30 protein-coding genes are annotated in these 25,179 nt (G+C 68.4%); 13 read left to right on the plus strand and 17 right to left on the minus strand.

Annotation, left to right across the window (positions count from 1 at the left end; all coding sequences use genetic code 11):
* Nucleotides 1–155 precede the first annotated feature (155 nt).
* A complete protein-coding gene (locus ACLJPX_RS29645; protein WP_101612861.1) occupies nt 156–1,244 on the plus strand; it encodes a 3-deoxy-7-phosphoheptulonate synthase in 1,089 nt (362 codons plus the stop codon).
* Here the strand turns inward: ACLJPX_RS29645 and ACLJPX_RS29650 are convergent, their stop codons facing one another.
* Nucleotides 1,245–1,646, minus strand: coding sequence for a winged helix-turn-helix transcriptional regulator (locus ACLJPX_RS29650; RefSeq protein WP_410603676.1), 402 nt, complete (start codon nt 1,644–1,646; stop codon nt 1,245–1,247). It lies immediately after the preceding gene.
* A 28-nt stretch (nt 1,647–1,674) separates the two neighbouring features.
* Between ACLJPX_RS29650 and ACLJPX_RS29655 the strand changes: the two genes are divergently transcribed.
* Nucleotides 1,675–2,256, plus strand: coding sequence for a hypothetical protein (locus tag ACLJPX_RS29655; protein ID WP_410603678.1), 582 nt, complete (start codon nt 1,675–1,677; stop codon nt 2,254–2,256).
* Nucleotides 2,257–2,263: 7 nt separating this feature from the next.
* Here ACLJPX_RS29655 and ACLJPX_RS29660 read toward each other — a convergent pair whose 3' ends face one another.
* Both ACLJPX_RS29660 and ACLJPX_RS29665 read right to left on the minus strand, forming a co-directional pair.
* Nucleotides 2,264–2,509, minus strand: a complete 246-nt coding sequence (locus tag ACLJPX_RS29660; RefSeq protein WP_410603680.1) for a hypothetical protein — start codon at nt 2,507–2,509, stop codon at nt 2,264–2,266.
* Nucleotides 2,510–2,570: 61 nt separating this feature from the next.
* Nucleotides 2,571–3,473: an oxidoreductase gene (locus tag ACLJPX_RS29665; RefSeq protein WP_410603682.1), complete on the minus strand. Its 903-nt coding sequence runs from the start codon at nt 3,471–3,473 to the stop codon at nt 2,571–2,573.
* Nucleotides 3,474–3,568: 95 nt separating this feature from the next.
* Here ACLJPX_RS29665 and ACLJPX_RS29670 point away from each other — a divergent pair, with 95 nt between their 5' ends.
* The gene (locus ACLJPX_RS29670) at nt 3,569–4,225 is read left to right on the plus strand and encodes a DNA-binding response regulator (RefSeq protein ID WP_410603684.1); all 657 of its coding nucleotides are present in this window, start codon (nt 3,569–3,571) and stop codon (nt 4,223–4,225) included.
* 1 nt (nt 4,226) lies between these two features.
* Here the strand turns inward: ACLJPX_RS29670 and ACLJPX_RS29675 are convergent, their stop codons facing one another.
* Entirely contained in the window at nt 4,227–4,586 is a 360-nt protein-coding gene (locus ACLJPX_RS29675) for a winged helix-turn-helix transcriptional regulator (protein ID WP_410603686.1), read from the minus strand.
* A gap of 91 nt (nt 4,587–4,677) precedes the next feature.
* Here ACLJPX_RS29675 and ACLJPX_RS29680 point away from each other — a divergent pair, with 91 nt between their 5' ends.
* From ACLJPX_RS29680 to ACLJPX_RS29690, 3 genes are all read left to right on the plus strand, one after another.
* Nucleotides 4,678–5,517, plus strand: a complete 840-nt coding sequence (locus ACLJPX_RS29680; RefSeq protein WP_410603688.1) for an SDR family oxidoreductase — start codon at nt 4,678–4,680, stop codon at nt 5,515–5,517.
* Nucleotides 5,518–5,764: 247 nt separating this feature from the next.
* Nucleotides 5,765–6,076 (plus strand): hypothetical protein, encoded by a 312-nt coding sequence (locus tag ACLJPX_RS29685; RefSeq protein WP_410603690.1) that lies wholly within the window; start codon nt 5,765–5,767, stop codon nt 6,074–6,076.
* A gap of 34 nt (nt 6,077–6,110) precedes the next feature.
* Complete coding sequence (locus tag ACLJPX_RS29690; RefSeq protein WP_410603692.1) at nt 6,111–7,319, plus strand: peptidoglycan-binding protein; 1,209 nt, start codon at nt 6,111–6,113, stop codon at nt 7,317–7,319.
* Between the two features lie 75 nt (nt 7,320–7,394).
* Here the strand turns inward: ACLJPX_RS29690 and ACLJPX_RS29695 are convergent, their stop codons facing one another.
* Both ACLJPX_RS29695 and ACLJPX_RS29700 read right to left on the minus strand, forming a co-directional pair.
* The gene (locus ACLJPX_RS29695; protein ID WP_410603694.1) at nt 7,395–7,805 is read right to left on the minus strand and encodes a hypothetical protein; all 411 of its coding nucleotides are present in this window, start codon (nt 7,803–7,805) and stop codon (nt 7,395–7,397) included.
* A gap of 115 nt (nt 7,806–7,920) precedes the next feature.
* Nucleotides 7,921–9,579 (minus strand): hypothetical protein, encoded by a 1,659-nt coding sequence (locus tag ACLJPX_RS29700; protein WP_410603696.1) that lies wholly within the window; start codon nt 9,577–9,579, stop codon nt 7,921–7,923.
* Between the two features lie 206 nt (nt 9,580–9,785).
* Between ACLJPX_RS29700 and ACLJPX_RS29705 the strand changes: the two genes are divergently transcribed.
* Complete coding sequence (locus ACLJPX_RS29705) at nt 9,786–10,139, plus strand: hypothetical protein (RefSeq protein WP_199193075.1); 354 nt, start codon at nt 9,786–9,788, stop codon at nt 10,137–10,139.
* Nucleotides 10,140–10,203: 64 nt separating this feature from the next.
* Here the strand turns inward: ACLJPX_RS29705 and ACLJPX_RS29710 are convergent, their stop codons facing one another.
* The 6 genes from ACLJPX_RS29710 to ACLJPX_RS29735 form a co-directional block, all read right to left on the minus strand.
* Entirely contained in the window at nt 10,204–11,415 is a 1,212-nt protein-coding gene (locus ACLJPX_RS29710; RefSeq protein WP_410603698.1) for an amidohydrolase family protein, read from the minus strand.
* Between the two features lie 350 nt (nt 11,416–11,765).
* Nucleotides 11,766–12,617 (minus strand): hypothetical protein, encoded by an 852-nt coding sequence (locus ACLJPX_RS29715; RefSeq protein ID WP_410603700.1) that lies wholly within the window; start codon nt 12,615–12,617, stop codon nt 11,766–11,768.
* Between the two features lie 209 nt (nt 12,618–12,826).
* A complete protein-coding gene (locus ACLJPX_RS29720; protein WP_410603702.1) occupies nt 12,827–13,564 on the minus strand; it encodes a hypothetical protein in 738 nt (245 codons plus the stop codon).
* A 135-nt stretch (nt 13,565–13,699) separates the two neighbouring features.
* Nucleotides 13,700–14,257: a hypothetical protein gene (locus tag ACLJPX_RS29725; RefSeq protein WP_410603704.1), complete on the minus strand. Its 558-nt coding sequence runs from the start codon at nt 14,255–14,257 to the stop codon at nt 13,700–13,702.
* Nucleotides 14,258–14,296: 39 nt separating this feature from the next.
* Nucleotides 14,297–14,500 (minus strand): DUF397 domain-containing protein, encoded by a 204-nt coding sequence (locus tag ACLJPX_RS29730; RefSeq protein WP_101612877.1) that lies wholly within the window; start codon nt 14,498–14,500, stop codon nt 14,297–14,299.
* A gap of 23 nt (nt 14,501–14,523) precedes the next feature.
* A complete protein-coding gene (locus tag ACLJPX_RS29735; RefSeq protein ID WP_410603706.1) occupies nt 14,524–15,387 on the minus strand; it encodes a helix-turn-helix domain-containing protein in 864 nt (287 codons plus the stop codon).
* Between the two features lie 253 nt (nt 15,388–15,640).
* On the opposite strand from ACLJPX_RS29735, the gene ACLJPX_RS29740 reads away from it, so the two are divergent.
* Nucleotides 15,641–16,477: a hypothetical protein gene (locus ACLJPX_RS29740; protein ID WP_410603708.1), complete on the plus strand. Its 837-nt coding sequence runs from the start codon at nt 15,641–15,643 to the stop codon at nt 16,475–16,477.
* 1 nt (nt 16,478) lies between these two features.
* Here the strand turns inward: ACLJPX_RS29740 and ACLJPX_RS29745 are convergent, their stop codons facing one another.
* Together ACLJPX_RS29745 and ACLJPX_RS29750 are read right to left on the minus strand one after the other, a co-directional pair.
* Nucleotides 16,479–16,943 carry a hypothetical protein gene (locus ACLJPX_RS29745; protein WP_410603710.1) on the minus strand — a complete coding sequence of 155 codons (465 nt, stop codon included), beginning with the start codon at nt 16,941–16,943 and terminating at the stop codon, nt 16,479–16,481.
* 76 nt (nt 16,944–17,019) lie between these two features.
* Nucleotides 17,020–18,024, minus strand: a complete 1,005-nt coding sequence (locus ACLJPX_RS29750) for a teichoic acid biosynthesis protein C (protein ID WP_410603712.1) — start codon at nt 18,022–18,024, stop codon at nt 17,020–17,022.
* Between the two features lie 173 nt (nt 18,025–18,197).
* Here ACLJPX_RS29750 and ACLJPX_RS29755 point away from each other — a divergent pair, with 173 nt between their 5' ends.
* Nucleotides 18,198–18,515 carry a hypothetical protein gene (locus ACLJPX_RS29755; RefSeq protein WP_410603714.1) on the plus strand — a complete coding sequence of 106 codons (318 nt, stop codon included), beginning with the start codon at nt 18,198–18,200 and terminating at the stop codon, nt 18,513–18,515.
* A 29-nt stretch (nt 18,516–18,544) separates the two neighbouring features.
* On the opposite strand, the gene ACLJPX_RS29760 is transcribed toward ACLJPX_RS29755, so the two are convergent.
* Entirely contained in the window at nt 18,545–18,931 is a 387-nt protein-coding gene (locus ACLJPX_RS29760) for a winged helix-turn-helix transcriptional regulator (RefSeq protein WP_410604060.1), read from the minus strand.
* Nucleotides 18,932–19,054: 123 nt separating this feature from the next.
* Here ACLJPX_RS29760 and ACLJPX_RS29765 point away from each other — a divergent pair, with 123 nt between their 5' ends.
* Nucleotides 19,055–19,888: an enoyl-CoA hydratase/isomerase family protein gene (locus ACLJPX_RS29765; protein WP_410603716.1), complete on the plus strand. Its 834-nt coding sequence runs from the start codon at nt 19,055–19,057 to the stop codon at nt 19,886–19,888.
* 20 nt (nt 19,889–19,908) lie between these two features.
* On the opposite strand, the gene ACLJPX_RS29770 is transcribed toward ACLJPX_RS29765, so the two are convergent.
* Complete coding sequence (locus ACLJPX_RS29770) at nt 19,909–20,475, minus strand: CGNR zinc finger domain-containing protein (protein ID WP_410603718.1); 567 nt, start codon at nt 20,473–20,475, stop codon at nt 19,909–19,911.
* 82 nt (nt 20,476–20,557) lie between these two features.
* On the opposite strand from ACLJPX_RS29770, the gene ACLJPX_RS29775 reads away from it, so the two are divergent.
* Both ACLJPX_RS29775 and ACLJPX_RS29780 read left to right on the plus strand, forming a co-directional pair.
* The gene (locus tag ACLJPX_RS29775; protein ID WP_410603720.1) at nt 20,558–21,934 is read left to right on the plus strand and encodes an MFS transporter; all 1,377 of its coding nucleotides are present in this window, start codon (nt 20,558–20,560) and stop codon (nt 21,932–21,934) included.
* A gap of 44 nt (nt 21,935–21,978) precedes the next feature.
* Complete coding sequence (locus ACLJPX_RS29780; RefSeq protein ID WP_410603722.1) at nt 21,979–23,100, plus strand: epoxide hydrolase family protein; 1,122 nt, start codon at nt 21,979–21,981, stop codon at nt 23,098–23,100.
* 28 nt (nt 23,101–23,128) lie between these two features.
* Here the strand turns inward: ACLJPX_RS29780 and ACLJPX_RS29785 are convergent, their stop codons facing one another.
* The gene (locus ACLJPX_RS29785) at nt 23,129–24,004 is read right to left on the minus strand and encodes an AraC family transcriptional regulator N-terminal domain-containing protein (RefSeq protein WP_410603724.1); all 876 of its coding nucleotides are present in this window, start codon (nt 24,002–24,004) and stop codon (nt 23,129–23,131) included.
* Nucleotides 24,005–24,098: 94 nt separating this feature from the next.
* Here ACLJPX_RS29785 and ACLJPX_RS29790 point away from each other — a divergent pair, with 94 nt between their 5' ends.
* On the plus strand, nt 24,099–25,103 hold the full coding sequence (locus ACLJPX_RS29790) for an aldo/keto reductase (protein WP_410603726.1): 1,005 nt from the start codon (nt 24,099–24,101) through the stop codon (nt 25,101–25,103).
* Nucleotides 25,104–25,179 lie beyond the last annotated feature (76 nt).

Raw genomic sequence — 25,179 nt, forward strand, 5'->3', positions numbered from 1 at the left:
TTTCGACGTAAGAGAAATCTCCGAAAATTCCTCATCGCTTGCGTGAAGCCGGGCTTTCCCAGCCTGTTTCTTCGTTCACCCGAGACCGCCGCCCAGGCCGGGAAATCCCGGCTTTCCCTGACGCCCGGTGCCGGCAGAAACCCTGGATATCTGTGATGACAACCATCGCCGCCGTCGATCTCGACAACCAGCGCATCGACCGCATGGTCCCTCTGGTCACGCCGGCCTTGCTGCACCACGAACTGCCGCTCAGCACCACCGCGGCGGACACCGTGCGGCAAGGCCGCGAAACCGTCGTCCGCGTCCTCGACGGGACGGACGACCGGCTGCTCGTGATCGCCGGACCCTGTTCCATCCACGATCCCGCCGCGGCACTCGAATACGCCGACCGCCTGGCGTCGGTCGCGGGCCGATTCGTCAACGATCTCCTGATCGTCATGCGCGTGTACTTCGAAAAGCCCCGTACGGTCGGCGGCTGGAAAGGACTCATCAACGACCCGCACCTCGACGGCACCGGCGACGTCAACCGCGGCCTGCGTATCGCACGGGACCTCCTTCTCGAACTAGCCGAAGGCGGCCTGCCTGCCGCGTGTGAATGGCTGGACACCACCATTCCGGCTTATCTCGCCGACACCGTCTCGTGGGGCGCGATCGGCGCCAGGACCGTGGAAAGCCAAAACCACCGGATGCTGGCCAGCGGCCTTTCCATGCCCGTCGGTTTCAAGAACCGCCGCGACGGCGATGTCACCGTCGCCGTCGACGCCATCCGTGCCGCCGAAGCACGCCACGTCGTCCCCGGCGTCGACCCCAGCGGGCTGCCCGCCATCCTGCACACCGTCGGCAACCCCGACTGCCATCTCGTCCTGCGCGGCGGGAACTCCGCGCCCAACCACAATCCCGCGTCCGTCCGCGCGGCGCTCACCGCGCTGCAGACCGCCGGTCTGCCGCGCCGGGTCGTGATCGACGCCAGCCACGACAACAGCCGCAAAGACCATCTGCGGCAGGCCATCGTCGCCGACCAGATCGCCGACCAGATCAGGACCGGCCAGCGCGGCATCGTCGGCGTCATGCTCGAATCCAACCTCCAGGCGGGACGGCAGGACCTCCACCCCGACCGGCCGCTCACCTACGGACAGTCCATTACGGACGCTTGTATCGACATGGCCGCCACCCAGGAGGTCCTGCAGAACCTCGCCACGGCGACCGCCGCCCGGCGACGGCAGGGCAAGTCGGGCGCGAAGTGACTACCTGATCGCGCCGGCGCACTCCATCGCCGGATTCGGCGCGGCCTCGCCGCCGGTGCGCTCGAGGTGCGCCTCGCCCCAGACCCTGACCGCTTCGACCACGGGCAGAACCGTGGTCCCGTAGGGCGTGAGCCGGTAGAGGACGCGCGCCGGGACCGGCCCGGTCTCCACGCGTTCGACGAGTCCGTCGGCCTCGAGTTCGCGTAGCTGCTCGGCCAGCACCTTGGGGGTGATGGGGGTGCCGCGGCGGCGGAGGCCCGCGAAATGGGACTCGCCGTGGGCGAGCCAGTACAGCAGGGTCAGCTTCCATTTCCCGCCGAACGCGGCGAACGCCGCGGCCATCGGGCAGCCGGGCAGGGGGTTGGGGCGAGAGGGGTTACCCGCAGGTGCCTTCTTGTCCATGGCCGGACTCCACTCGGATAGTCGGACCATGACCGTGCCATACAAACGAATCCTGACGGTGGGCCTCGCGGCCTTCATGCTGATCGCGACGGCGGTGTCGGGCGACGCCTCGACGCCGCCCGTGTCCTCGACGGGCGCGGACGGCCAACGAGCCTTCGACTGGGAGATCGGCACCTGGCGCTCCACGGTGCGGGTCCTCGCCGAGCCGCTTTCGGAGACGGCCGACGAGTGGCTGCACTTCGCGGGCACGAGCACCGTCCGCCCCCTGCTGGACCGGCGGGCCAATGTCCTCGAATTCGAGGTCTCGGGGGCGAACGGCCGCATCGAAGCCCTCAACCTGCGGCTGTACGAGCCGCAGGCGAAGCGGTGGAGCCTGACTTTCGTCAACATCCGCGACGGTCTGCCCACCCCGGCGGTGTACGGCGGATTCCGTGACGGCGTCGGCGAATTCCTCGGCGACGACCAGTACGGTGGCCGTCCGATCAAGGTGCGCTTCCGTGTCGTCCGCCCGAGTCCGGACGAAGCGAGGTTCGAGCAAGCGTTCTCGGCGGACGGCGGGACGACCTGGGAAACGAACTGGGTAGCCGTGGATCACCGCATCCGGCGGTGAAGTGCGGTCACCTGCCGGCATCCGCCGGGTCGTCGGCCTTTTCGCGGGTTTCGATGACCTCTGTCGCGCCTCGTTTGCTGAACGCCGCCCAGAGGTTGAACCCGATGATGCCGATCCCGACGGCGAGCCACAGCCAGAGAAACCCGTTGTTCCGCCCGATTCCGCTGAAGAGGCCGAACAGGAGAATCGCCGCTCCGAACACCGCGCCGAAGATCGCCATCGGTTTCGACGGTTTCACGCTGAAAGAGGTCACTCTTTGACACTCCGATCGTGTAGTTCCCCCATGCGGTCGGAGTGCCCACCGGCCTGCTCCGTCAAACGCCGCCCGCGATGCCTTCGAGCAGGGCCAGTTCCTCGCCGCTGAGCCGGAGACCGCCCGCCGCGACGTTCTCCTCCAGATGGTCCGGGTCGCCGGTGCCGGGAATGGCGAGCACGTGCTCCCCGCGGTGCAGGGTCCACGCGAGCCGGATCTGCGCCGGGGTCGCGTCGTGAGCCGCGGCGACCCGGGCGACCTCGGCCTGCCCCGGCACGGCACCGGGAGCGGCGCCCGGAATCGAGGTCGTGACGGCGAAGAACGGCACGAACGCGACGCCGTGTTCGGCGCACAGGTCGACCAGGGCGTCGTCCTCCCGGTCGGTCAGGCCGTAGCGATTCTGCACGCAGACCACCGGCGCGATGGTCCTCGCTTCGGTCAGCTGGTCGGCCACGACGTTGGAGATACCGAGATGGCGGATCAGGCCCGCCTCGCGCAGGTCCGCGAGCGCGCCGAAATGTTCGGCCACCGAACCAGGTTCCTTGCCCATCCCGGCGCCCCAGCGCAGGTTGACGACATCGAGGTGGTCGAGGCCGAGCTGCCGGATGTTCTCCTCGACCTGGCCGCGGAGCTGGCCGGGACGCGCGAACGAGAACTCGCCGTCGCGGGAACGGCCCGCGCCGACCTTCGTGGTGAGCACGAGGTCTTCGGGATAGGGCTGGAGCGCGGTGCTGATCAACTCGTTCGCCGACCGCGTGGGGGTGAAGTAGAACGACGCGGTGTCGATGTGGTTGACGCCGAGCTCGATCGCCCGGCGCAGGACGGCGATCGCGGCGTCGCGGCTCTTGGGCTTCTCGTCCCAGGGCATCCCGGTCAGCCGCATCGCGCCGAGACCGACGCGGTTGACCGTGCGGTCACCGAGCCGCCAGGTGGCCGGGGGAGTGCTGTCGCGGAGGTTCGTCATACCCGTCAGCGTCGCGACGGGCCCGCCGGAGGTCAGGAAATGGCAACAACCTGCCACCTGGTCGCGGGCGGCGAAGGTGGGGCAATATCGATCCCATGCGGACGAGTGATGCGGTCACGGTCGTGCACGGCGAGGAAGAACTGTTCCGCCGGGTCGGGCACTTGTTCTCGACGGTGACCGACCTCGCGTGCGCCGCCAACGACCTCGCGACCTGGGTGGCCGATCGCCGGTCGGACGAGCTCACCGCGGCGGCGGAGCGCCGGACCGGCGACCTGCGGATCCGCAAGATCTACCGGGCGGGCCTGCTGCTCGATTCGGTGTCCGCGCAGGAGCTGGCGAGGATCCGCGACCGGTTCGGGGCGCAGATCCGGATCTCCGCCGAAGACGTCAACGAAACGATCATCATGGACGGCAGGCTCGTGATCCTGGCCGGCGACCTCATCGCGGGGCGGCGCGGCTACAGCGTCATCACCCAGCCCGAAACCGTGCAGGGAGTGATGTCGCTGTTCGAGACGGCCTGGCGCTCGGCGACCGATCTCGCCGTCTACGACGCGCGGGTCTCCGAGATCCGCCGTCTCGCGCCCGCGGTGCTGGACCTGCTCGGCAGCGGCGTCAAGGACGAAGCCGCCGCCAGGACCCTCGGCCTCGGCGTGCGGACCTACCGGCGCCGGGTGGCCGAACTGATGGCCGCGCTGGGCGCCGAGTCCCGCTTCCAAGCGGGCGTCCGGGCACGCGAACTCGGCTTGGTCTAGGTCAGCCGGACAACCGCGCCGTGATCCGGTCGAACAGCTCCGTCAGCGGTTCGCCGACCTCCTGGCCGAACTCGGTCAGCCCGTAGGTGACCTGGGGCGGCGTCGTCGGTTCGACCTTCCGCCAGACAAGGTCGTCCTCGACCAGCGCGCGCAAGGTCTGGGCGAGCATCTTCTCGCTGATGCCCCTGATGCTTTCGCGCAGTTCGTAGAACCGGAGGTCGGTGTTCCGCAGGGAGATTAGCACCCAGACACCCCACCGGCTGGTCACGTGGTCGACCACGTCGCGAGCGGGACAGTCGGTGTGAAACACCTCATACGGGCGCCCTGACCCGGTCTCCTTGAGCTGTGCGCCTTCCGCCATGCCATGAGCTTACCTGGAGGTATGTCCTTACCAAAAGTTAGCTCGGCTCCTAGCGTTCCGGCCACCGAAGACATCGGACGAGGAGCTGTTCATGATCGTGGTGACCGGGGCTACCGGAAACATCGGCAAGCCGTTGACGCAGACGTTGGCCGAGAAGGGGCAGGAGGTGACGGCGGTGTCGCGGCACGCCGCCGCGGTGCCGGACGGTGTCCGTCACGTGGTGGCCGACCTGGCCGACCCCGCCGGGCTCGAGCCGGTGCTGGCCGGGGCGAAGGCGTTGTTCCTGCTGTTGTCCGGCGACCTGCACGCCGCCGGGGCCGGCCCGGCCGACGTCATCGGCCAGGCCGCGGCGAGCGGGGTCCGCCGGGTCGTCCTGCTGTCGTCGCTGGGCGTGGCGACCAGGCCCTTCGGCTCGACGCGGATCGCGCTGCGCGAGGTGGAGGACACGCTGCGGGAGTCCGGGATGGACTGGGTCATCCTGCGTCCGGGCGGTTTCGCTTCCAACGCCCTGTGGTGGGCCGAGTCCGTCCGTGAGCGGCAGGTGGTCGCCGCGCCGTTCGGTGACGTCGGGGTGCCGGTCATCGACCCGGCGGACATCGCCGACGTCGCGGCGGCCTGCCTGCTGGACGACCGGCACACCGGCGGCGTCTACGAGCTGACCGGCCCGGAGGTGATCACACCGCGTCAGCAGGCGGAGGCCATCGCCACCGCGATGGGCTCGCCGGTGCGGTTCCACGAGCTCACCCGCGCCGAAGCCAAGGCCGGCATGGCCGAGACCATGCCGGCGGAACTCGCCGACGACACCTTGGACATCCTCGGCTCCCCGAAGCCGGAGGAGGTGCGCGTCAGCCCCGACGTCGAGCGGGTCCTCGGCCGGGCCCCGCGCCCCTTCTCCGACTGGGCGGCTCGCGCCATCGCCGCTTTCCGCTGATACCGATCCGCCACCAGGCGCCCCGGAACCGATTCCCGGTTCCGGGGCGCCTGGCGTTTCGGCCAGGGCGAATGCGGATACCGACGCGGTAAGATCCTCCCGCCGACGTGGGGAACCAAAGCGCGGCCGGATGCGTCGGTGTACACGAATGTGGTCATCCGCGTTTCGGGAAACGGTGCGCACAGGTGACTGTGAGCTCATAGGCTGCGCGGTAGAGCAGCGTGGGACAGCAAGTGAGGGAGCACTCATGACTCGCCGATTCGATCCAGAGCAGATCGCCGCGCTGGCCAAGAAGGTCGGCGGGCTCAAGGACGGCTTCAGCAAAGCGGGCAAGGACCTGGGCGACGGCGACCCCGGTGGCGCGTTCGGCGACCTGAGCAACGCGGCCAGCACGGGCAAGACGGTGAAGGGTTTCCACACCGGCGTGAACGCCCACCTGGCCGCCGCCGAGAAGCTCGTCGACGCCGCTTCCCAGGCATTGGCCAACGCCGCCCAGCGCATGCGTAACGACGAGGCCGCGGGTGTCCACACCCTCGGCGGCAACCGCGACCGGTCTTGATCGGACTGAAGACGGGGACCAGGGGGATTTACCGATGACCACCGCGGAACGTGACCAGCGCGCGCTCGACGACCCGGCGCACGACCGGCCGAAGTCGCTGGACGCCATCGACAAGCACGCCCAGCAGGCGCAGAAGCTCAACGCCGGTGCCGTCAACGATCAGGCCGCGAAGGTAGGCGGAGCCGCCACCCGCGCCAATGATCTCGGAGACGATCTCAAGCTCTTCCGCGACGACGTGCTGCGCGAATGGGAAGGCAAGGACGCCGACGCCGTCGCCGACCACCTCGAAAAGCTCGGCAAGGCCAGTTACAAGGTCAGTGACAAGGCCGAAGCCGCCAAGAACATTCTTCAGCGCGTGTCCGAGATCCTCGACGACACCAAGAAGAAGGTCGCCCAGCTCGCCCAGGAAGCCAACGACAAGGACGCGGACAATCGCGCCCTGATCGGCGCGGCCCGGAAGCGGAAGAACAGTTCCGACGACGAGAACGAGATCGCCGCCGCCGCGTCGGACATCGAGCGGCTCCGGCAGCTCAACGAAAAAGACTCCAACGGCAAGAAAGACGAGATCGAGCGGGTACTCGACGCCGCCGAGAAACAGATCGACGACCTCCTCAAGCCGCTCGGCCTGGAAATCGAGAACGGTTTCCTGGAATTGGTGCCCGCCGACACCGGCCAGACCACGGCATCGAGCGTCAAGGCCAGCCCTGTCGATTCCCGCATCAGCCCGACTCCCAGCTATGGCGGCGGGGACGGCGGCGGTGGTGGCGGAGGCGGCGGCGGTGGTGGTGTCGCCGGGGTGCAGGGTGACGGGCGGCCCGCCAAGCCGATCGACGCGCAGGGCGACAACCCGGCCAAGATCGCCGAGCAGTTCCTCGGGCGCAACGCCGGTGACCTCAAGCGCAGCGGTGAGCTTCCCGCGATGCAGTCCTGGGTGCCCAACAACGTCAACTGCGCGAACTTCGTCTCCGGCTGTCTGGAGGCTTCCGGCCTGATCGACAAGGGCCAGGCCAGTGCCTCCGTCGCGGGCCTGACGGCCAACCTCGAAGCGGACGGCTGGAAGTCGGTCCCGCTCTCCGAGGCGAAGCCCGGCGACGTGGTCATCTCGAACAACGGCGGGCACGTCGTGCTGTACGCGGGCGATGGTCAGTTCATCGGCTCGAACAACGTCAACCCCGACGGTTCCCAGAAGATCAGCATGGGTGGTGGCGGCGGTCTCGTCAAAATCCTGACCCCGCCGACCTGATCCGCTTCACCTCGTGAGTGGTAAGGACGGTTAGAACCGTCCTTACCACTCACGAGGCTTGAGCTTGTACCGAAGTCAGAACCCGAACAACGTCCGCGGCGCTTCGTGGTCGTCGGCCCAGGTCAGCCAGGCGACGTCGGTCGGGCCGATGGCGTAGGCGGACAAGCGCCAGGACCGCGCGTCGTTGTCGGCGGCCGCTTCGTCCCGCTTCTTGAGCAGGGCGACATAGACGTCGGACATGACGCCGTCGGCCCGGCGTGCCTCGTAGACGGTGCCGTCGTAGTACGGACGGCCGGCTTCGGTGCCGCGCATCGTCCCTTGCAGGAACACCCAGGGCCCGACGCGGTCGAGCTGTTCCACCTCCACCCGGACACGATCGCCGAAGTACTCGTCGAGTCGTGCGGTGGCGGCCTGGAGTACCGCTTCCCGGACCGGGTCACCGGGGGTCAGCGACACCGGAAAGGACCGGGCGGACGGGCTGTACATCGAGCTACCTCCCAAGAGCGGAACAGCGATCCGGCCGACCGTGGCGACCGTATCTGCTGGCTCCGGTGATGCTACAGCTTCGTCCCTGCCCAGTCCTGGCTTCGGCGACACGCGGTCACCAGCAGAGCGCCAAGGCCTGTCTCCGTTCCCGGACGGCCAGCGCGACCGAGGCCGCGGCCAGTCCGCTCACGACCACCACCGCGGCCGCCAGCCGTCGAAGCCGCCACGCGGATCGGTGCGCCCGGGCCGTCTCTTCTTCGCGGGCCTGGATGCTCGCGTCGAGGAACTGGTGTTCCCGGAGGGTCAATCTCGTCCCTCCGGCCAACGCGATCGCTTCATCGAGCTGGCTGCCCCGGTAGAGCGGCGCCGGGTCGCGGTCCGCGCGCTCCCACACCCCGGCGGCCTCGGTCAGCCGCCGATGCAGATACAGGGCGCCACGGCCGGTGGACAGCCAGCTCCGCAGCCGCGGCCATTCCCGGATGAGCGCGTCGTGCGCGAGCTCCAGCCCGTCGGCGCCCGCGGTCACGAGCCTGGCGTCGATCAGCCGGGCGACCACCGGCGCGGCGGCCGGCTCGAGTTCGTGCGCGGGGACGCGCCGCCGGGTGTCGTGGCCTTCGGCGCTCAGCGTGGTCAGCCGGACGAACACGTCCCGCGCCTGCTGTCGCCCGAGCTCGTCGAACTCGCCGAAGACCTCCTCGGCTGTGTCCGCCAGGGCACGCGTTATCCCGCCGGCAGCCTGGTACGCGGCGAGGGTGAGCGTGGCGCCGTGAGGGCGTTGCCAGGTCCGGCGCATCGCCTGGGAGACGAGCGGGAGAACGCCGTGCCCGCACGCCGTCTCGGCCATGACCGTGGCGACCAGCGCGCCTTCCAGCTGGTGCCCGGCGGCGATCGCCGGGCGCATGATCGCCGAGCGCAGCTGCTCAGCGGTCATCGGCCCGGCGTCGACCCGGTTTTCAGGCCGCAGCGCCGCGGCGAGCGCGGGCCACCTGTCGCAGTGTCCGATGAAGTCCGAACGCACACCCACCACGAGCCGGATCCGGCTGTCCGGCTCCTGGACGGCGTGCAGGAGCACCGCGACGAAGGCGTCACGCTCTTCCACGGTCCGGCAGTGGGTGAAGAGCTCTTCGAACTGATCGACCACGAGCAGCAGTTCCGCGTCCTCATGTCGCCTTGCCAGGAGCTGACGGACACGCAGATGCAACGCCGCCGGATCCGCCGTCAGCTCCCCGTGCAGCCGGACCGCCGATCCGCCGCTCACCGCGGCCAGCTGGATCGCGCTTTCCCGGAGCGGATGCGGCCCGGGAGTGAACCGCAGGATCGTCCGATCCCGGCCGGATCGCCGGACCGCCGCGATCAGCCCGGCCGCGAGTAAAGAAGACTTGCCGGATCCCGAAGCGCCGGAAACCGCGAGGAGTCGCCGTTCGGTGACGTGGCGCGACAATTCTTCGACAAGGCGCTCGCGGCCGAAGAAATAGTCGGCCTGGTGCGCCCCGAAAGCGTTGGGACCCGGATAGGGGATCTCTTCGTCGATTTCCTCGGTCTCCGGGACACGGTTCATCGCGGCGGTCCCGTACCAGCGCTCCTCCCACTCGGCGACGTCACCTTCACATGCCCGGACATAGGCCAAGGTCACCGCCAGAGTCGGCAGTTTCCGGCCACCCGCCGCGTCGGACAAGGTGCTCGCCGCGTAGTGGGCCCGCTTGCTCAATTCCCGGTACGGCGGGCTTCCGGCGTTCTCGCGCAACCGTCGCAGATCCCCCGCGAACTGTGACAACGAATCTTCTTCCGTAACGAATGGACGTTCATGTCGTGGCATCAGCCACCCCCCAGGTGTCTGCTTTTCCCCATTGTCCGGAAGTTTGTCGTTCGCTGTCCACTCCCCGGCACAGAACACTGCCGGCGCACTAGACAGGTGACAGCGGGTGCCGTGCTTCACGCGGCTCTCGCTCTCGAAAATCGGAAATGATCACTGGAGGGGAAATGAAAAACGTGGGGATCCGCGGAATCGCGGTGGCGGCGGGGGCCGTCGCACTCACCGGGGGCATCCTGCTGGCAGGTGCCGGCTCGGCGTCCGCCGATACCGAGGTGAAGCATCACTCGGCGATCGGCGGGGAGGTCGGCACCAGTCACGTGGGCAGGTGGACGACCACCTACTACGACGGCGTCGCCTGGAACGCCACCGTGTTCGTCGACTACGGCCGCAGCGGCGCCTACACCAAGTGCTCGGACGGCCACCGGGTCTACGGACCGACGGTGGGACCGGGAACCTGGCTGTGGGGCGGCGATTGCTACAACCACGGCAACATCGTCGACTACGGCTCGTACGAAGGCTGACAACAGCCTGAACGGCGGCCCGTTCCCTCCTTGGGGGCGGGCCGCCGTCACCCGTCCGGGTCGATCAGAGGTCCACCACCGACAGTCCGTCCGCCACGACGACGCCGTCGTGCAGGACCGTGCGGTCCTTGCCGCGGTCCATCACCGCGCTCGTCGGGGTTTCGCCGTCCACCAGCAGCAGGTCGGCGCGGTCGCCCACGGCCACGCCGGGACGGTCGGCGATGCCCGCCAGCCGCGGGACGTCGTGTCGCATGATCGACGCGCCGCCCATCGTCGCGACGGCCAGTGCCATTTCGATCAGGTCGTCGCGGCGGAAGCCGTGCGTGAAGGCCAGTTGCCAGGTGCGGTCGAGCAGATCGCAGTTGCCGTACGGGCTCCAGTAGTCCCGCTGGCCGTCTTCCCCCAGGCCGACGCGCACGCCCGCGGTCGTGAGGTCCGCCAGGGACAGCTGGCCGTCGACGGACGGCGCGACGGTCGCCATCGCGATGTCCAGCTCCGCGAACGTGTCGATCAGGCGGCGGCTCACCGACTCCGAAATCGAGCCCAGCTCGTACGCGTGGGACAGGGTCACCTTGCCGCGCATGTCCAGCGCGCGGACCCGCTCGATCACCAAATCGGTCGAGAACACGCCCGGATGCCCCGGCTCGTGCAGGTGGATGTCCACCTCGACGCCGTACTTCTCGGCGAGGCCGAAAACGACGTCGAGATGGCCCTTGGGGTCCTTGTCCAGCGAGCACGGGTCGATCCCGCCGACGACCGTGGCGCCCGAACGCAGCGAGGCCTCCAGGACGTCCACGGTGCCGGGCTCGCGCAGGATTCCGGCCTGCGGGAACGCCATCACGTCGACGTCCGCGTGCCCGGCGAACCGCTCCTTCGCGGCGAGCACGGCGTCGAGCTTCTCCAGCCGGCAGTCGACGTCCACCTGCGCGTAGGTGCGCACCCGGGTGGTGCCGTTGGCGATCATCCGCTCCAGCGTCCCGGCGACGCGCTCGGGCAGCGGCACCTCGGCGTCACGCCAGTTCTCACGGTCGTTCAGCATCATCGCCCAGACGCCCGGCGCGCCCGTATGCGGCCGGAACGGCAGGCCGACGCGAGTCGAGTCCAGGTGGACGTGCACGTCGCTGAACGACGGGAACAGCAGCCGCCCGCGCCCTTCGACCGTGCCGGGCGACGGCGCGGCGGCGGGATCGTGCGCCCGCACCGCGGTGATCCGGCCATCGGCCACTTCGACGTCACTGTGCTGTCCACCCCACGGGCGGACGTCACGGATCAACACGGAGAGCACCTTTCTCGACGAGGTCCCGGCGGCTCACTTTGGCATACCAAACTGCGGGGACTCGAGAGAGGCGGCGCTTAGGCGCGATCCTTCAGCCACCGGTCCGCCGTTCGCCAGACGACCTGCGGATCGAGGTCGGCGGCGTGCCAGGTGGTGCCGCCGTCGCAGCGGTTCGGCCCACAGCCACTGGCCGATCGCGCCGGGTAGCCGCGGCCACTCGCGGCTGAGCGCGTAGCCGGCCCGGTAGGCGCCCGGTGTCCGTCGAAAGTCGTCCAGCGTCAACTCGGTGACGCTGACCAGCACGTCGCCCGCGACGTCCGCCGCCGGGCCGGTCGTTCGCCTTCCGAGGTTCAGGGGCGGTAGATCTCCTTGACCGTGGCGATCCGGTCGTCGCCGTTCACGGTGATCTGCGCGAGCACCGGGTTGCCGTCCTTCAACTGCTGGATCAGCTGCTCCTGGCCGCACGGCCGGCTGCCGAAGCCCTGGTCGTCGATGGTGACCGAGTCGCTGGGGCACAGGGTGGCCGCGCTGAACACCTCGCCGCCCTTCTGCAGCGGAAGCCGGTAGGTCCTGCCGTCGACCGGCGAGTCCTGGTGCGTGACCAGCTTGAAGCGGACCATCCGCGTACCGGCGTCGTATCCGGCGAACTGCACCCGCTGGGTGGAGTTCGGGAACTTGCCGCCCCGCCCCTCGGGCGCCTCCCCGGAGGGCCTGGTTTCCAACTGCAGGGAGCTGTTGGGCACGCCGCAGACCACCGCGCCCTTGGCTCCGGCCGAGCCCGCCTGACGAGCACAGGTCCACTTCCCCTGGACGTCGAGCACCCGCTCGCCGGGGCCCTCGGCCTGCGGCAACTTCTGGTAGTACTCGGCGATCACGGTGAACGCCTCGGTGCAGCCAGGCTTGGTTCCGTCGGTGGCGGCCACCGCGATCAGGTCCATCTTCGTCCGGCCGGGTGCGCCGACCGGGCCCCCGTACTTGCTGCAGTCGACGTCGCCGTTCGCCGCGGCGCCGGAACCGCCGGTGGCCGCCCCCCGGCCGCCGCCTTCGGGCACTTGCCCGACGGCCGCGGTCTCCGCCGCGTTCCGCACCGGAGAACCATTTCCCGCGACACTGTTCCCACTGCACGCGGAAAGGAGTGCGGTGGCGGCGACCGCCCCGCCCACAATGGCCATTTTGATGGTCTTCTTAGTGGTGAATTCCATTTCGGTGCCCCTCTCGCAGCCTTTGTTCGAAGCTATGTCCGGAAGACGTCAGGACCGGAATGGGGTTGCTTCGAAAGGTCGTCATGGCGCAGGGGTGCCCGAAGGTCCGATCCGCCTTGCCCCCGCGGGCAGAACCTCGGGAGGCTTCGCAACCCGGTGCGCCGGCAGGGTGAACCCCGCCGGCGCACCGGTGATCGTGCGGTGGCGGGTTACGGGATGACGCGGTTGCGCAGGTTGAACGGGTACGGGCCTTCGCCGTGGATGCTCAGCTCGGCGCGCACATCGAAGCTGTAGAACGGGTGCGAATTGAAATAGCTGTCCAGATTCGTGCCACCGAAGCAGATCAAATCCGCGCCACCACCCGAATTGGGACCGTTGCACAGGCTCAGTGTCGGGTAGCGGAACGAGTCCAGCGGCCGGAAACCGGCGCCGCCGGGGCCGGGAACGGGCAGGTGACCGATCAGTCCGCCGGGATCCCCCGGCCAGTTCGACTCGACGGGCTGCCGCCGCCCGTCGGCGAAGAGCACGCCTTGGATGTTGCGCCCGGGCGGTTCGGTCTCGAGTACGGTGCCCGCGACGAGGGCGCCGAGGCTGAACCCGACGATGTACACCTTGGTGTCGAGGTCGCAGCCGTAGGTGACGTAGAGGTTGTAGAGCGCGGTCCTGAGGTTGGCGACACCGGCGTCGACGTCGGCGTAAAGGTTGATGTCCCCGGCGCTGTTCGGGTACGGGATACGCACCGGGTCGGCGCCGCCCGGCGCGAACGCGCGGTCCAGCAGTTTGAAGGCGCCTCCGTCCTGGTATCCCGGCACGACGAACATGACCGGCCCGCACGCGCCGTCAGGCCGGGCGGCCGCCTGCGCGGCCCCGGCACCGGCGATCGCGCTCGCCAGGGTGACGACGGACAGGACGGCGGTCGTGAGTAAGCGGAATCTGGCTCTTCTCATCGGTTTCTCCCCACTGTCGAATTGCGGGCCGAACGCTAATGAGCGCCGATGAAATATCGATGAAATGCCAGGGCACGCCTGTGCTGTGCACACGATGGAGTGAAGCGGTCTTGACATGAGTGAAAACGGCACCGGCTACGAGAGCGGCCAGTACGGCCGGGCCTTTTCCGCCGCGTGCATGACGGCACTTCCGTCGAGAACCGCAGGAGTGGCGTCGATTCCTCTTTTTCGCCACTCGATGACGAACTCGAAGGGGCCGGGCGGTGGAAGCGGCCAGAGCCAGAGGCGTTGCTCGCCCTGGTAGTACCGGTCGTCGCTGCTGAAACCGCCACCCGCGTCAACGAGCCTGGGCGCTTCCGGTCGTTCGGCGGGATTCGCCCAGCCATGGAAGGCGTTGCCGACCGTGGTGGCTTTCGAGCCGTCGGGAAAGCGGACTCCGAACTTCAGGTCGGCGTCGGTCGGTTCGGGAGGGAAACCTCTTGTCGAGTGCCTGTCGGTCAGGCCTTTCCAGGTCGTCTCGTCCGCTGACCCCCGCCGGACGGCCACCTGCAGGGTGAAACAGCAGCCCTCGCGAAAGGCGAGGGCGTGCTGCAGCGCGACGACGGTGTCGTCCGTCCTGACCACGAACTGCTCGATGGGTACGGGGTGGCCCAAGATGTCGTGGGGCGGTCCCTGCCAGGCAGCTGTCTGCATCCGCCCACGGTAGCCTGCGAAGATGACCGCCTGTGCGAATCAGGCGGGCTTCGTCGCCGAGCTCTCTTTGAGAGAATCCAAAAAGAAGCTCCAGCTTTCAGAATTGACCCTGATCGTCGGCGGGTTCGCCGAGCGGTCCTTGCTGTCGCGCAGCAAGATGGAATCGTTCAGCAATTTTACTTCCACGCAGCTGCCGGTAGCACTTGAGTAGCTGCTCTTGAACCAGCCTCCTCGGGTCTTCATTGTCGATGGCGATTTAGCGTCGTTCAATCTAGTTCCCTGGCATAGTGGTGAATCATTTCCAGTGATCGTTGCTCATCCAGGGCTTGCCCGAATGCGTCACTGTATGTCATTGTCAAGTCGCGGATCCGCGTCGAGTCATCGATGATGTCGTATTTTGTGACAGTTTCTTGCCAGGCGACGGTGGGCAATCTCGGGTTGTCGAAATCGATCATGTGCACGGTGGACGCACCGAAAAGTCCGCATGCTTTCGTGCTGAACGGAATGATGCGGACTTTGATCCGTTCGGGATGATCTTCGATCATGCCCGCAAGATGGTCGAGCTGGCAACGCAAAATGGCCGGTCCGCCGATCTGCTGTCGAAGTGCGGCTTCGCTGATGATCGCAGTGACGTGAAGTGGGTTTTCACTGGTGAGTCGCTGCTGCCTCTGCAAGCGGACCTCGACACTCTGGTCGACTTCTACTTGGCGAAGAACGACAGCCGGCGTCATGATCGCCCTCGCGTAATCCGCGGTCTGCAGTAGTCCGGGAATGATCAGACTTTCGTAGTCGCGGACCCCCTGGGCACCCAGTTCGAGACCGTACATGCGTTGAATCTCGCTGCCCAGCAAGCTGGAATACCTGGTCCACCACCCCCGTTCCTTGGCCAGTTGTCGCAGATCAAGTAACTCCTGTCGTTCGCTGTCGTCGAACTCGAGAAGCCCCAGAAGTCTGGTCAGGCTTTCTTCAGAGAGAATTTTGCGTTCGTTTTCGACGGCGGACCAGTAGTTGCGCGAGAAGCCCAGTGCGGCGGTGATGGTCTTGACGTCGACGTTCAACTGATCGCGGCGTTCGCGGAGCCGAAGAGCGAGCTCCCAGGCCGCGACCACCGGAGAGGTCGGTGGTGGCACTTCTCCTCCCTTCGGGTTCGGTCACCCGATATGCACGAGCTGGTTCATGTGCACGGTTACGGTAACCGCACAATAGTCCGGGCACCGTAGCCGGGGAGTGTAACTCCACCTTATCGTTCAAAGCGATCTGGCAAGCTCAGCCGCCAGTCAAGCTGCATGTCGTGGTCGCGAGGGCCCGTCAACCCCAGTCCGACGTCTGGCTTCTCGGCGGTGGCACCGCAGTGATGCCGCACGTCAACGGGGAGGAAACCAGATGTCGACTCCTGGTCAATACGGGTTCGATGCCCATCCTGAGCCGCCCATCGCGGGCGGCCACGTGCTGTCGGCGGGATCGCCTCAGGAACCCGAAACCGCCATGCCGGACGATGCCCCGCGGTCGCCGGTGACACTGAGTCTCGACGTCGGCCGCTCGGTGGCTCGAGAGTCGGCCGGCCGGGCTGCGATCCACTGCACGATCGTCGCGGTCGACATCGAGGGGTTCGGGCAACATCACCGCAGCAACGCGAACCGGGTGCGCATCCGCCGCGGGCTCTACGAAGCGATGCGGACGGCGTTCGAAGGCGCCGGAATTCCCTGGCATTCCTGTCATCGCGAAGACCGCGGTGACGGCATCTTGATTCTCTCTCGCGCCGAGACGCCAAAGGCTCTGTTCGTCGACTCTCTTCCCTATACCCTCGCGCTGGAACTGGCCAGGCACAACTCGACTCATCCGCATGAAGAGCAGATGCGCCTTCGGCTCGCCCTGCATGCGGGAGAGATCAACTACGATGAATACGGGGTCACGGGCTATTCGATAATCCATGCGTTCAGGATTCTCGACGCACCCTCGCTCAGGATGGCGCTCGCGGGCAGCTCGGCGGTTCTGGCCATCATCGGATCCGAATGGTTCTTCGACGAAGTGATCCAGCACAGCGAATCCAGCCATGCGGCGTCCTATTTCCCCCTGGAGGTCAAAAGCAAGGAGACGGAGACGCGAGGGTGGATGCTTCTCGTCAGTACTTCCGCCACGTCTCACCGCCCGGGCATGGGTTCGCGAACCCCGCGTTATGGCTCCTGTTCGCGAACGGCGCGACGGGGCCCGAGGCGATAGGTTACGGGCCGCCCACCAGGTCGTATGTCAGGTAACAGTCATGAGAAGCCTCGACGATGACCCTCGTCGCCGTTTCTCCCCGCGGGACGACGCCGGCTGTGAAAACGGCGTGCGAAGATCCGAACAGGGTGAAGACGTCATCGACCTTCATCAGCCCCGTTTCGCGAACGCTTTCCCCTGAGTCAGGCGTGCAGTAGGACCTCGTTCGCTGTTCAGGTGTCTTTTCGTCTTCGCACCATCGCGCGCCGGCACACGTCAGGACGTTGCGGTAGTCCCTGTCGTTGTAGTGGACCTGGTACGGAAGTCCCCGCTCGCCCGGCAGGGCGTAGCCGAAGTGGTTCGCCACCTTGGGGACGAACGTGGCACCAAGTGTTCCGGCAACGACCAGTGCCGCGATCGACACCATCACCGCACGCCGGCGGAACCGGGACGGCACGTTGGTGCTCGCGAGCGTCAAGGGTGACATGCCTGCCTTTCGCTGCACCGGCCGGACCTTGTGGCGTGCGTCCCGATCCTACGCGGCGAACATGACGTACATGGCCTCAGTCGATGAGGACGTTCTTGTAGAACAGGTTCGCGTACCGGTTGATGTTGCCCATGCTGCTGCGTGACCCGAAGCCCATGTACAAGCGGGTTTCCCCGGCCAAGCTCCGGTAGATCCCGAGGCCCTCCGGCTCGCGATACACCAGTGACTTCCCCGCCTTGGTCAGCGCGCGGCTCTTCACCTTGCCGGTGTTCATGTCGATGCACGTGACGTAGGAGTTGATGTCGGCGGGGTTCTCGTGACCCTCACCGTCCAATGTGTACAGATATTGGCCGTAGATGGTGTATCCCTGGAAGGTCACCTTCGTGTCGGCCAGCGCGGGCTGCGGGAAGTGCGCCAGCGGCGAGCTGAAGTCGCCGGCCGCGGCGGACGCGAGCGGGTAGACGCTGATGTGCATCTTGCCGCCCTCCTTGCGGCGTACCGCGATCCGCTTGTTGATCGGATCGGTGGCGCAGGTGATCGTGTCGCTGCCGGTGAGGAACTTCTTCACCGAGGGCGTGCCACCGTTGACGAACTTGAACCTGGCCAGCGCCGTCCCGCGACCGTCGCCGGTGGGCCCGTTCGAGTCGCATTCCATCCAGATGTAGGAGTCGGTGCCCACCGGTTCGACGCCGATCGACACGCCGTGCCCGGCGTTGTCGAGATGCATCGAGCCCAGGATCTCCCCGGAGAAGTTGACCTGGGTGACGCACAGGTCGTCCCCGGTCCCGCCATTGCGGGCGTTCACGATGAAGATGCGCACGTTCTGGTTGTCGAAGGCGAAGCCCTGCATCACGTGGTGCGACTCGTGCAGGAGCTTGCTGCGGAACTCGTCGTAGGACGGTTCGGTGAGGTTGAAACGCTTGGACGTCGGCAGCGCGGTGATCGCGGCCGAAGCCGGTCCGGCGAACGTCGCGCCGGTGCCGAGCAGTGCCGTCGTCGCGGCGAGACCACCGCCGGCGCGCAGCAGCGAACGTCGGGAGAACGTGGATCGGACGAGGTCCGGGGGCACTTGCTCGGGCATGAGTGCTCGCCTTCATCGAGTTTCGCGGTCCGACCGAAAATTCTTCAAGCTCGTACAAGATTCGTACAAACATCACCGACCGGCTCACGGCGGTGTGGTGCGTTCGACCGACAGCACGCGGACCCGCCTGCGGATATCTTTTGGCCTGACCACTCAGCATCCGAAGGAGCACCATGACGACCACCCGGCGTGTTCTCGCCGTTCTGGCCACCGCAGGTCTGGTCACCTCGGTCTTCGGCGCAGGTACCGCCTCCGCCGCGACCAAGGGCAAGATCTACATCTCCAACAACTGCGGCAAGGCGGTCCCCACCACGATCCACCGCACCGACGGCTCGATGATCGCGGGCACCGGCGCCGCCCCGGCAGGCAGCTACTTCGGCTACCCGGTCAATCCCGGCACCTATCAGGTTCGCGTGCCCGCCGGTCAGCGGGACGTGAAGATCCTCGACCTCGGCGGCAAGGCGCACTCGGTCATCGTCAAAGCCTGCTGACGCTCGGCCACTCGGTACCGGTTGGCGACCTACGTTCGTTCGGCCTGAAGGTGTTCGTCGTAGCTCTGCTGGCAGTTCTGGATCTCGTCCGCGTGGGCGGTCGTCCAGTCGTACAGGTGACCGAAGGGTTCGCGCAGGGATTCGCCGAGCGGGGTGAGGGAGTACTCGACTCCGACCGGTGAGGTCGGCAGCACGCGCCGTTCGATCATCCCGTTGCGTTCCAGGCGGCGCAGGGTCTGGGTGAGGACCCGCTGGGTCACGCCTTCGAGGCGGCGCTTGATGTCGTTGAACCGCCGGGGCCGGTCGAGAACGGTCATCACCATCATCGACCACTTGTCGGCGATCTGGTCGAGGATCGGGCGACTGGGGCAGTCGGCCCGGTAGACGACGTCCGTGTCCGTGCCGGGAGTGTCCATGTCGGTATCCTCCACGATCCTTACGATGCCGAAAGTGCGTTATTGACGCCGGTCTCCCGTCGCTTCAGCCTAGGTATACATCAGGAACTTAGCTGCCTGACAGGTACCGATCGGAGATTCTTCGTGCACCACGACGCCTACGCGACCCTGCGAGTGAGCCATGAGGCAGGCATCGCCCGTGTCACCCTCGACAACCCACCCGTCAACGTCCTGGACGTCGCCCTCATGGCCGACCTGCGGCGGCTGTTGACCGGTTTGCGGGACGACGACTCGGTCCGGGTGATCGTGTTCGACAGCGCCGATCCGGACTTCTTCATCGCCCACGTCGACATGTCGCTCGTCGACGCGCCGGACGCCTTCGACGAAATCGCGGCCGAAACACCCGACGGTGTCAACGTCTTCCAGGCCCTCGGGGAGTTGCTCCGGCACCAGCCCCAGGTGACGATCGTCAAGCTCGCCGGCCAGGCCCGTGGCGGCGGGGCGGAGTTCGTCACGGCGGCGGACATGACCTTCGCGGCGATCGGTCGCGCCGGGATCGGCCAGGTCGAGGCCCTCATGGGCATCGTCCCCGGGGGCGGCGGCACCCAGTACCTCGCCGATCGGATCGGCCGCAACCGCGCTTTGGAGGTGGTGCTCGGTGCCGACCTGTACGACGCGGAGACCGCCGAACGCTATGGCTGGATCAACCGGGCCGTACCCGCCGATGAACTCGACGACTTCGTCGACCGCCTCGCCCGCAACATCGCCGCGCTGCCCGAGGGCGTGGTGGCCGCGGCCAAACGCGCCATCGTTCCCACTGACCTGGCCGAGGGCCTGCTGCGCGAACACGACGCTTGGGCCGGCCAGTTCGTCCGGCCCGCGGCTGAACAGTTGATCCGGGGCGGACTGGCTTACGGCGCCCAGACCCGCGACGGCGAACGCGATCTGGAGAGCCTGCTCCGCAAGCTGGCCGGCTGATCCACGACAAGCGCCGGGACTCAACCCGGGCTTTGCCGGCTCCGGTAGGCCGCGACGCTGGCCCGGTGCGCGCAGTTCCGCGTGCAGTACTGCTTCGAGCCGTTGCGCGACAGGTCGACGAAAGTGGCTCGGCAGTTCATCCCGGCACAGACGCCGAGCCGAGTCGCGCCGAGGGTGGCGATCACGGAGGCCAGTGCGCTGAGCGTGGTCGCGGCCAGGTGTGCCGAGCAGCGGTCGGTGTCGGAGGTGACCTCGGTCCACCAGCGGTCCTGATCGTGGCGCAGCACGGGCGTGGCGCGGTTGTCACGCAGGCCGTCATTGATCAGGGCCGCGGCCGCCGCCGCGTCGGTGCTCGCTCGTTCGAGGACGGCGCGCACCGTCTCGCGCACCGCGCGGACCTCGGCCAGGTCGGTACGGGTGAGACGCTGCGGGCCGGTCCCTCTGCCCGCGTCCGGCGAATGGTCGTCGAGGAAGTCCCGGAGCTGCTCCACCGTCTCGAGCGCGTCCTCACCTTTGATCGGCCTCAAGGTGTTGGCAAGAGCGACGGCCGTCTCGACCGCCGATGACCTGTAACACGCATCGGTCATTTGACGTGTCTCCTCCATGTTCCGTAGCGTGACACCCATAGTAGCTGTCACGTGTCACGCCACGCTGTGGAAGGAGACGACGATGCCGCAGACGATCCCCGCCGTAGGAGCCCCCAGCGGGGGATCGGACCACGCCCCGGACGGGCGGCGGCTGGGTCTGATCCTGGGGATGCTGGTGCTGCCGATGTACGTGGCGCTGGGGGCGCCGTCGGTGGCGCTGCCCGCCGTCGGCCGTGCGCTCGCGGTGCCGTTCGGGGCCACGGCATGGATTCTCGCCGCGTGGTCGCTGACCTCCGCGCTCGCGATGCCGGTCGCGGGCAGGCTGATGGCCCGGTGGAGCCCCCTCCGGGTACTCGTCGCCGGAGTCGTGGTGCTCGCCGCGGGCTCGGCGCTCGCGGGAGCCGGCCCGACACTGCCGGTCGTGATCGCCGGTCGGCTGATCGGTGGCGCCGGGGCCGGTGCGACCGTGATCGCCGTCTTCGCCGTGGCCACCGCCCTTCCCGGGCGGGAAAGGATCCGCGCGCTGGGAATCATCGCGGCCGCCAGCGCGACGGCGTCGGCGTGCGGGACCCTGCTGGGCGGGGCGGTCACCGCTTGGCTGGGGTGGCGTGCCGTGCTCGCGATCCCGGTCCTCGCGCTGCCCCTGCTGCTGCTCGCCTTGGCGCGCAGGCGCACGTTCACGCGGATCGCCGGCGGTGAGCCGGACGGCCCGGCCGGGCGGTTCGACCTCGTCGGCGCGGCCGTGCTGTCGGTACTCGCCGCCTCGTTGATCACGTTGCTGCAGGCACACTCGGTCGGCCTGCCCGCTCCGGTCACGCTCGCCGTGGCCGCCGCCGGAGTGCTCGCCGCCGTGGGACTGTGGTGGCGCGTGCGGCGCACGCCCGACGGGTTCGTGCCTCGGCGGGTGATCGCGGCCCGCGGCTTCCTGCCTGCCGGGCTCATCGGCGGGACGATCTTCGCCGGTTACTACGGGGTGCTGTTCGTCGCCCCGTCCCTGATCGAGCAGGCCACGGGCGGTGGCGCCCTCGAAGCCGGCGCGATCCTGGTCCCGGCCGCCGCCTGCTCGGTGCTGGCGGGGCGGCTGGTCGGCACCTTGACCGACCGGTTCACCGGCTGGCAGGTGTCGGCCGGGCTTGCGGCACTCACCGTCGTCGGCGTGCTCGTGGTCGCGGTCTTCGACGGGCCGATCCCGGTCGTCGTCGGCGCGGCGCTGACCGTGTGCGGCTTCGCCGGCGCGCAGGCCGTACTGGTGGGCCTCGCACCGGAGCTGGTCGCCGCGCGCGACCGCGACACCGGACAAGGCCTGTTCAACTTCATGACCGCCCTGGGCGGCGGAATCGGCCCGGCCGCTGTCGCCGGCCTGTCCGGCATCGCGTCGGTGCCGGTGGCCCTCGCCGTGCTCGCGGCACTACCTCTGGCCGGACTCGCCCTCACCCTGACCCGGCGCCCAGGCGCGTGAACCGATCTGTCCGACTACACCTGAACGAGGAAGGAAGCACCGTCATGGCCGCAGAACCGTTCGAGGTCAGCATCACCGAAGCCGAGATCGCGGATCTGCGTGAACGGTTGCGCCGGACGCGGTGGCCCGAGGCCGAGCCGGTGGACGACTGGTCACAGGGTTTGCCGCTGGCGTACGCGCGGGAGCTCTGCCGCAGCTGGGCCGAGGACTACGACTTCGGGTTCGCCGGGCGGCTGAACGCTTTCCCGCAGTACCGTGACACGGTCGACGGGCTGGGCATCCACTTCCTGCACGTCCGCTCGCCGGAGCCGGACGCGTTCCCGCTCGTGCTCACGCACGGGTGGCCGGGTTCGGTGCTGGAGTTCCTGGAGGTCCTCGGCCCGCTGACCGATCCGCGCGCGCACGGCGGTGACCCGGCGGACGCGTTCCACGTGGTCGCGCCGTCGTTGCCCGGGTACGGCTGGAGTGACAAGCCGTCGACGACCGGGTGGGGCATCACGCGCATCGCGCGCGCCTGGGACACGTTGATGGTTTCGCTGGGCTACGAGCGCTACGGCGCGCAGGGCGGTGACTGGGGTTCGGCGGTGTCCGGCGCGCTGGGCGAGGTGGCACCCGAGCGGGTCGCCGGTGTGCACCTGAACCTGGGATCCGTGGCTGCGGGCACGTTCGACGATCCGACGTCCGCGGAGCTGGCGAACCTCGCGGCCGAGAAGGAGTTCCAGCGCACCGGCCGGGGATACTCGGCGCTCCAGGCGACCCGGCCGCAGACGCTCGGCTACGGCCTCACCGACTCCCCGGCGGGGCAGGCCGCCTGGATCGCCGAGAAGTTCTGGGCGTGGACGGACAACGACGGCCATCCCGAGAACGTGTTGTCGCGGCAGACGATCCTCGACGAGATCTCGGTCTATTGGTTCACCGCGTCGGCCACGTCGTCGGCGCGCCTGTACTGGGAAAGCTTCGCCGACTTCCGGGACAAGGTGACCGCGCCGTCCGGGCTGTCGGTCTACCCGCGCGACATAACCCGTCCGTCGCGGCGGGAGGCCGAACTGCGGTTCACCGACCTGCGCTGGTTCGAGGAACTGCCGCGAGGAGGCCACTTCGCCGCCCTGGAGCAGCCGGAGTCGCTGATCGAGCAGGTGCGCGGGTTCTTCCGTCTCTTCCGCTGACCGTCCGTTCCCTCTTCCGGAAGGCCCGCTAGGAGCGGCTGTCGGTGAGCCTGTCGCGCAGGCGGGCGGCGTCGCGCATCGGCGGCAGGCCGTAGGCGCGGCGGTATTCCCGGGTGAACTGGGTGGCGCTGGCGTAGCCGACGGCATCGGCGGTGTGCGCGGCCGTGGTGTCGCCTGCCACCAGCAGGCGCCGGGCCTCCTGGAGTCGCAGGTGCTTCTGGAACCGCAGCGGGCTCATGCCGGTGGTGGCCTTGAAATGCCGATGCAGGGTGGCCGGGCTCATGTGCGCGACCGCCGCGACCCGCTCCACGGTGATGGGCTCGGTGAAGTGGGCGGCGATCCAGTCGGCTGCGGCGCGCACCCTGGTCAACGCCGAGCCGGTGGCCGCGAACTGGCGCAGGGTCGGGCCGAGTGCGCTGCCGAGCAGGCGGTAGAGGATCTCGGCCTCCACGCGGGCGGCCAGCGGCCGGATGTCGTCGGGGGTGTCGAGCAGCCGCACCCAGCGGGTGACGGCGTCGACCAGTTCCGGGGTCATCGTGGCGGAGACCTGGCCCGCGGCCGGGGTGGCCGGGGCCTCGCCGTCGAGTTCGAGCAGCAGGTCGGCCAAGGCCGGGCCGTCGAGGTGCAGCACGGCAGAGCGGTACGGCACCTCCTCGAACACGGCGGTGACCGGCAGGTCGAGCGAGTTGAGGAACATGTCGCCGCGGCGGGCCGACAGGCTGTGTTCCCCCGTGATGGTGCGCTTGGAGCCCTCGGCGATGAAGCACACCATCGGCTCGTAGCGCAGGTCGAGAGGGTCGACCACCTCGTCGAGGGCGACCACGGTGAGCCGGGGCACGGCGGTGGCGCCGGACCACAGGCCGTTGCGGTGACGGCCCACGGCCGCCGCGAGCTGGTCGAGCACGGGCTGCTCCGAACAGGATGGGTGAGAGGATCAGGCAATCCTATGCGGTTCACCGCTCATGTCGGCGCGACGAGTGCGCTCTAGCGTCGAAGGTATGACACAGCTGCAGAACCTGCCCACACGCGTGCTCGGCACGCAGGGCCTGGAGGTCGGCGCGATCGGCCTCGGCACGATGGGCATGACGATGGCGTACGGCGCGGGCGACGAGGCGGGCGGCATCGCCACCATCCGCCGCGCCCACGAGCTGGGCGTCACCCTGTTCGACACCGCAGAGCTGTACGGCATGGGCACCGGCAGCAACGAACGGCTGCTGGGACGGGCGGTGGCCGGGTTCCGGGACGAGGTCGTGCTCGCCACGAAGTTCGGCTTCGACCTGACCGACCCGGCGAACGTGGGTGCGAAGCTCGACAGCAGGCCCGAGCACATCCGCGAGGTCACCGAGAACAGCCTCCGATACCTGGGTACCGACCACGTCGACGTCCTCTACCAGCACCGGGTGGATCCGGACGTGCCGATCGAGGACGTGGCGGGCATGGTCGGCGAGCTGGTCGCCGAGGGCAAGGTCCGCTTCTTCGGGCTGAGCGAGGCGGGCCCGGACGTGCTGCGGCGCGCGCACGCCGTGCACCCGGTGTCGGTGCTGCAGACCGAGTACTCGGTGTTCGAGCGCGCGGTCGAGGTCGAGGTGCTGCCGGTGGTGCGGGAGCTGGGCATCGGGTTCGTTCCGTACTCGCCGCTGGGCCGCGGGTTCCTCACGTCCGCGGTGAAGCCGGCGGCCGAGTACCCGGCGGACGACATGCGCAGCTGGGACGACCGGTGGCAGCCGGGCAACTACGAGCGCAACGTCGCCGCGGTCGAGGCGCTGACCGCGCTGGCACGGGAGAAGGGCGCGACGGTGACCCAGCTCGCGCTGGCGTGGCTGCTGGCGCAGGGCGACGACGTCGTGCCGATCCCGGGCACGCGCAGCCCGGGGCGGTTGGCCGAGAACGTGGCGGCGGCACACCTGGTGCTGACGGCGGACGACCTGGCGCGAGTGCAGGAGGTCCTGCCCAGGGGCGCGGCCGGCTCCCGCTACCCCGAGGCGATGATGCCGACCTGGTGAAGTGTTCGGCCCGCAGAACCGGCCATGCCGCCGAACGAGGAGTTCTGAAGGCCGCCGGGCAGCTCGATTTCTTTTG

It is taken from the genome of Amycolatopsis sp. lyj-90 (genome assembly GCF_046549035.1).
Lineage (GTDB): Bacteria > Actinomycetota > Actinomycetes > Mycobacteriales > Pseudonocardiaceae > Amycolatopsis.

What these genes read in the sequence shown, in the direction of transcription:
- ACLJPX_RS29760 (WP_410604060.1), bottom strand. Translation starts at nt 18,931, where the DNA reads ATGGACACTCCCGGCACGGACACGGACGTCGTCTACCGGGCCGACTGC.
- ACLJPX_RS29730 (WP_101612877.1), bottom strand. Translation starts at nt 14,500, where the DNA reads ATGAAGACCCGAGGAGGCTGGTTCAAGAGCAGCTACTCAAGTGCTACC.
- ACLJPX_RS29655 (WP_410603678.1), top strand. Translation starts at nt 1,675, where the DNA reads ATGACCGTGCCATACAAACGAATCCTGACGGTGGGCCTCGCGGCCTTC.
- ACLJPX_RS29775 (WP_410603720.1), top strand. Translation starts at nt 20,558, where the DNA reads ATGCCGCAGACGATCCCCGCCGTAGGAGCCCCCAGCGGGGGATCGGAC.
- ACLJPX_RS29725 (WP_410603704.1), bottom strand. Translation starts at nt 14,257, where the DNA reads ATGCAGACAGCTGCCTGGCAGGGACCGCCCCACGACATCTTGGGCCAC.
- ACLJPX_RS29685 (WP_410603690.1), top strand. Translation starts at nt 5,765, where the DNA reads ATGACTCGCCGATTCGATCCAGAGCAGATCGCCGCGCTGGCCAAGAAG.
- ACLJPX_RS29755 (WP_410603714.1), top strand. Translation starts at nt 18,198, where the DNA reads ATGACGACCACCCGGCGTGTTCTCGCCGTTCTGGCCACCGCAGGTCTG.
- ACLJPX_RS29780 (WP_410603722.1), top strand. Translation starts at nt 21,979, where the DNA reads ATGGCCGCAGAACCGTTCGAGGTCAGCATCACCGAAGCCGAGATCGCG.
- ACLJPX_RS29790 (WP_410603726.1), top strand. Translation starts at nt 24,099, where the DNA reads ATGACACAGCTGCAGAACCTGCCCACACGCGTGCTCGGCACGCAGGGC.
- ACLJPX_RS29675 (WP_410603686.1), bottom strand. Translation starts at nt 4,586, where the DNA reads ATGGCGGAAGGCGCACAGCTCAAGGAGACCGGGTCAGGGCGCCCGTAT.
- ACLJPX_RS29665 (WP_410603682.1), bottom strand. Translation starts at nt 3,473, where the DNA reads ATGACGAACCTCCGCGACAGCACTCCCCCGGCCACCTGGCGGCTCGGT.
- ACLJPX_RS29715 (WP_410603700.1), bottom strand. Translation starts at nt 12,617, where the DNA reads ATGGAATTCACCACTAAGAAGACCATCAAAATGGCCATTGTGGGCGGG.
- ACLJPX_RS29745 (WP_410603710.1), bottom strand. Translation starts at nt 16,943, where the DNA reads ATGTCACCCTTGACGCTCGCGAGCACCAACGTGCCGTCCCGGTTCCGC.
- ACLJPX_RS29750 (WP_410603712.1), bottom strand. Translation starts at nt 18,024, where the DNA reads ATGCCCGAGCAAGTGCCCCCGGACCTCGTCCGATCCACGTTCTCCCGA.
- ACLJPX_RS29740 (WP_410603708.1), top strand. Translation starts at nt 15,641, where the DNA reads ATGTCGACTCCTGGTCAATACGGGTTCGATGCCCATCCTGAGCCGCCC.
- ACLJPX_RS29645 (WP_101612861.1), top strand. Translation starts at nt 156, where the DNA reads ATGACAACCATCGCCGCCGTCGATCTCGACAACCAGCGCATCGACCGC.
- ACLJPX_RS29720 (WP_410603702.1), bottom strand. Translation starts at nt 13,564, where the DNA reads ATGAGAAGAGCCAGATTCCGCTTACTCACGACCGCCGTCCTGTCCGTC.
- ACLJPX_RS29680 (WP_410603688.1), top strand. Translation starts at nt 4,678, where the DNA reads ATGATCGTGGTGACCGGGGCTACCGGAAACATCGGCAAGCCGTTGACG.
- ACLJPX_RS29705 (WP_199193075.1), top strand. Translation starts at nt 9,786, where the DNA reads ATGAAAAACGTGGGGATCCGCGGAATCGCGGTGGCGGCGGGGGCCGTC.
- ACLJPX_RS29670 (WP_410603684.1), top strand. Translation starts at nt 3,569, where the DNA reads ATGCGGACGAGTGATGCGGTCACGGTCGTGCACGGCGAGGAAGAACTG.
- ACLJPX_RS29690 (WP_410603692.1), top strand. Translation starts at nt 6,111, where the DNA reads ATGACCACCGCGGAACGTGACCAGCGCGCGCTCGACGACCCGGCGCAC.
- ACLJPX_RS29695 (WP_410603694.1), bottom strand. Translation starts at nt 7,805, where the DNA reads ATGTACAGCCCGTCCGCCCGGTCCTTTCCGGTGTCGCTGACCCCCGGT.
- ACLJPX_RS29770 (WP_410603718.1), bottom strand. Translation starts at nt 20,475, where the DNA reads ATGACCGATGCGTGTTACAGGTCATCGGCGGTCGAGACGGCCGTCGCT.
- ACLJPX_RS29650 (WP_410603676.1), bottom strand. Translation starts at nt 1,646, where the DNA reads ATGGACAAGAAGGCACCTGCGGGTAACCCCTCTCGCCCCAACCCCCTG.